Below are 3,811 nucleotides of genomic sequence, written 5' to 3' on the forward strand. Positions count from 1 at the left end.
TGCTGGTCTCCGATTCAAAGCTCCGATCGACGAAGGTGTGTCTAGGCTCATTGTCACGATCAGCGATTTCCATGCTGCGTGAATTGTCGATCAAGATACCGAGGAAGTTTTGCTGCGGCACGATCGAACTCAGCACTAGTACCGGACGGAATAGGCAAAACACCACGGTGGCCAGAGCCATAAGCCGAAGGGCTGAGAGGATGTTCCTATCGACCGGCGTGCTCTTCCCCCGGGCACGGGCGTAGGTCGAGAGTGTGACAGCTGTGCCTACGACGATCACTACGCTGATGAGGAGAAGTGACCACGGCGAGGCGAGAACAAAGTCACCTTGCCTAAAGACCAGTGGTCGGTATTTGAAGAGTAGTTCGAAAAGGGTTTCGAACACGTTTGTTATCTCTATTCTCTAGTTTCCAAGTAACGGCCGGAGGCCACCGTGGCCTCTCAATGGGTCATAGCATAGACAATAAAATTTACGCCCATTTGAAATGCGTAGGTTGAAAAGTGAAGCGGATAATAAGGATTATCAGCCCACTCCCACGCATCACCTAGGTCGGTGTTCCAGTTGATCATAACCATCATGCGGCCATCTTTGTCGAAGATGGCACGGGTTTCAGGCACGTAGCCGTCCCGCTCCCAGGTCGGTCCCCCGTAGACAGCACGGTTCACCGCAGGCACTTGCACGACCTCGTCGATGTCATAGACGATATTAAAAATCGGATGGTCGAGTGGCACATCGACGATTGGGTACTCTGGTAGCACCCGCCGAATTTCTGTTTCAAAGTTTTGCCACTCCCAAGTGCCCCAGAAGTCGTCGACGAGTAAGAACCCGCCGGCCTCCAGGTAAGCACGAAGACCATTTACCTCTTCGTCGGTCATTGTCATGGAGCCGACCTCGAGTGCATAAAGAAACGGGAACCGCCGAAGGTCGGGATCGTTGAGCCGTATCGCGTTCTGACCTTGGTAGACACCCAGGTTCGTTACGCGCTGCAGAATTGAGATGAACTGCAGGTCAGCCTTCGGGTAGTCAGTGCTCCACCTGGAACCCCAGCGTCGGCCTCTGCCACCACTGTAGATCGCGCGAGTGAAATAAAATTCCCATGGACCAACTGGATGCTGGAGTGTCTGACGAGCGTAATCGGCCAGGCGCTGCATTCCGGCGGGCGGAGCAATACTGACATCGACTTCGACACGCTGCCAGGCAGGTAATATTGCGCTAAGCCAGAGGCTTGCGACGAAGACACCGAGGGCCACGTTCTGCCAGGAAAATAGCTGCAAGGGAAGCTCCGGGAGTCCGTTGTAGCGGCAGCGTAACACAACCGGCCGATCTGCTTGGATACCTAATTGATCGGCCCTCTCTAACGAACAGGCGACTGCTCGGGTGGTCGGTGTTGAGTCCTCCCGCGGCCGGACTGGTTCGGTGAACCGACCTGCGGGGCAAGCTGCTCCCAACTGGGGTTGTAGGGATCAGGCCAGTTCATCATGGCCTGAATCCACGAAGGCTACACCCTCGGCAAGTGCCACGGTTCACGGTAGGTTGGTGTGAGTAGCCGATTCGCGTCGTCGTTGTCACGGAACCGTTGAACCGACGAATCCCAATGAACCTTACGGTTCGTTCTGAACGCCGCATTACCCAAGTGTGCGTTGACTGCGGCAAGGCTACCGATTTCAGGGTTGCACCGAGGCTGCTCGCGCGTTCTCATGCACTCGATGAAGTTCTTGGTGTGCTGATCGAGACCGCCCTCGCCTGGTAGTGCTCGATGTTCGGGGACCGGGTCCATTTTGTAGAAAGGTTTGCCGGCTTCGGTGCCTGTTTCGGGAAAAACTTGCCACCGACTACGGTCAACAACTAACGTGCCCTCGTTACCAACAAACGCAACTCCGTGGTCACGTTGGAAGGGACCCAGGCCGATACCGACCGCATGTTCCCAGATCATTGAGAATCCGTCGAACTCGTAAATCGCCTGCAATGTATCTGGTGTTTCCTCGGCATCGTTTGGATAGGCGAACTTCCCGCCGCTTGCCACGACCGAATGAGGCGCCGTAGCATTCATTCCGTAAAGCACGATGTCGATGAGGTGGACGCCCCAGTCGGTCATCAGACCACCCGCGTAGTCCCAGAACCAGCGGAAATTGAAATGGAATCGGTTCGAATTAAACGGCCGTTTCGGTGCCGGTCCCAACCACATGTCGTAATCGACGCCTGGTGGCGCGGGGCCGTCGGGCACCATCGGCACGGGAGGCATCCAGTCCATGTAGGCCCAGGCTCGTGCAGTGCGCACTCGCCCAAGTTTGCCCGACCGCAGGAACGCAATAGCATCGTCCCAGTGTGGCCCACTGCGTTGCCACTGGCCGACTTGCACAACACGGTCGTAGCGCTTCGCGGCAGCTACCATCAACCGACACTCCTCAATCGAATTTGCCAGAGGTTTTTCAACGTAGACGTCTTTACCGGCTTCACAGGCCATGATCATCTGCAGGCAGTGCCAGTGGTCGGGTGTGCCGATCACGACAGCGTCTACATCACGATTTTCAAGTAGTCGGCGGAAGTCTCCATAGAGCGCTGGCACTGCGCCGGTCATCGCTTCAACTTCCTTGGAGCGTTTGCCTAAGACGTTCGCGTCTACATCACAGAGCGCAACGCATTCGGCCTCGGGTAGCTTGAGTAAGGAACTGAGGTCTGAAAACCCCATTCCATTGCAGCCAATGACCCCGATTCCGATTCGGTCAGTGGGTGCAGACTGCATAGCCCACAAGTCAGCAGGGGACAGCATCGCGACCCCCGCACTGGCGGTAGCGGAGTGTGTGAGGAAACGGCGTCGTGAGTGAACCATTCTTTTATCTCCCCAACAAGCAATGTGCGATCTTACGTTCGCGGTAAAACCGGAGAACCTTAGTTCGGCAGTTTAATAGGTAGTGTGCCAGAACCCGGAATTTCTCCCTTGAGTAACTTAGCGAAGGACTCGGCGTACGCAAACTGGTTCCCATAGAAGCCACCCTCACCGTAGCCCACAATGAAGGCAGCACTACCACGTGTACTATCCACCAAATATGGGTTGCCGTAAGACATAACCACAGTGGAACGTGGCTTCGCAGCGATCACTGACTGGACCAGGGCGACGTCCTTTGACCGGAGCGGGCCATTGTCGATGTAGACGGAGCGCGGATTGAACAACGACACAATAACGGTATCCGACTCACGTGCTGCGGCTACCACTTCTGAATAGATTGCTGGATCTACGTTCGGTCCAAGTGCGAACGTTCGACGGACGGGCAACGTCTGCTGGAGGTGCGTAGCAACATCCAGCGCGGCCTGTTGATATTGGGCCTTTTGGATTGAAATGTGGACGATGTTGCCGAGTGCATTCATATTCGTTGGCAAGAATCCATCATTGACCAGAACGGTCAAAGACCGGTCAGCCACGTCGCGCACTAGGTCGCGGTGGGCACGGATGCCCACTTTTGAATCGATCTGGGAGGGGTCTACGAACCGGTTACGATGGAGATTCAATCGAGCCTTCCAATAGAGAAGACGACGCACTGAATCATTAATCCTCTCTATTGGAATCTCGTCGTTCTCGACGGCCTCAACAAGAGCGGCAATCGCTTTAATTGCGTTAAGTGGTTTGAGCAGGGCGTCGTGGCCAGCCTTGACCGCCATAACGCTGACCCGTTCCGCGCCGAATCGGTCCACCACCTTGTCGTACCAGAGATCATCGGTTGTCAACACCCCCTCGAATCCAAGGTGCTCACGCACCCAGTTGGTGGCTAAAGCCGGCTCGACACTCGCTGGCAGGTCGGAGCCGTTGGTGAC

The 3,811-nt window shown here is 55.7% G+C and carries 4 protein-coding genes; all 4 read right to left on the reverse strand.

The annotated features are described in order from the left end of the window. Positions 1-385 (reverse strand): hypothetical protein (locus QGH09_08485; protein HJO18220.1); only part of this gene is annotated, 385 nt, incomplete at its 3' end. Between the two features lie 56 nt (positions 386-441). After that, positions 442-1,275, reverse strand: a complete 834-nt coding sequence (locus QGH09_08490; protein HJO18221.1) for a DUF4159 domain-containing protein — start codon at positions 1,273-1,275, stop codon at positions 442-444. Positions 1,276-1,499: 224 nt separating this feature from the next. Continuing rightward, on the reverse strand, positions 1,500-2,831 hold the full coding sequence (locus QGH09_08495) for a Gfo/Idh/MocA family oxidoreductase (GenBank protein ID HJO18222.1): 1,332 nt from the start codon (positions 2,829-2,831) through the stop codon (positions 1,500-1,502). A 59-nt stretch (positions 2,832-2,890) separates the two neighbouring features. Further along, positions 2,891-3,811, reverse strand: a 921-nt coding sequence (locus tag QGH09_08500; protein HJO18223.1) for a glycoside hydrolase family 3 N-terminal domain-containing protein, incomplete at its 5' end; no start/stop codon positions are given.

The sequence above is a fragment of the Vicinamibacterales bacterium genome, assembly GCA_036012125.1.
In the GTDB taxonomy this organism is placed as follows: domain Bacteria; phylum Acidobacteriota; class Vicinamibacteria; order Vicinamibacterales; family UBA823; genus UBA11600.

What these genes read in the sequence shown, in the direction of transcription:
- QGH09_08495 (HJO18222.1), bottom strand. Translation starts at nt 2,831, where the DNA reads ATGGTTCACTCACGACGCCGTTTCCTCACACACTCCGCTACCGCCAGT.